The sequence below is a fragment of the Rhizobium sullae genome (assembly GCF_900169785.1).
GTDB lineage: Bacteria > Pseudomonadota > Alphaproteobacteria > Rhizobiales > Rhizobiaceae > Rhizobium > Rhizobium sullae.
The window spans coordinates 1-440 of the sequence record NZ_FWER01000196.1 but is presented as its reverse complement, the minus strand read 5'-3'; the positions used below and the strand labels follow the sequence as shown (position 1 = coordinate 440).

Genomic DNA, 440 nt, shown 5'->3' with positions numbered 1-440 from the left:
GGCCGCCGCACCGTGGGTGAGTGTACCCGTCTTGTCCAGGATGGCGACGCGCACGCGGCTCAAAGCTTCCAGGACTCCGCCATCCTTCACGAGGCATCCGATGGCAGCGCAGCGGGAAATACCCGACATGATGGCGACGGGAACAGCGAGGATCAGCGGACAGGGTGTGGCTATGACGAGAACCGCAAGGGCCCGGCGCGGATCATTGGAAAGAAACCACGCCGCCAGAGCCAGAGACACACTCACGGCGAGGAATACCAACCCGTAGCGATCTGCAAGGCGAGCCATCGGCGCCCTGCTCTTTTGTGCGGCTTCAACGAGACGGATGATCGCGGCGTAGGTACTTTCGGAAGCCGGGCGAATAGCCCTGATATCAAAGACGCCCCCGACCGAGGTGCTGCCACTTAGAACTTCGTCATCGATACCGTGTTTTCGTGGGA

1 pseudogene is annotated in these 440 nt (G+C 61.4%); it reads right to left on the bottom strand.

Annotation, left to right across the window (positions count from 1 at the left end):
* Positions 1–440: pseudogene (locus tag BN1800_RS39740) on the bottom strand (heavy metal translocating P-type ATPase); the annotation flags it as partial.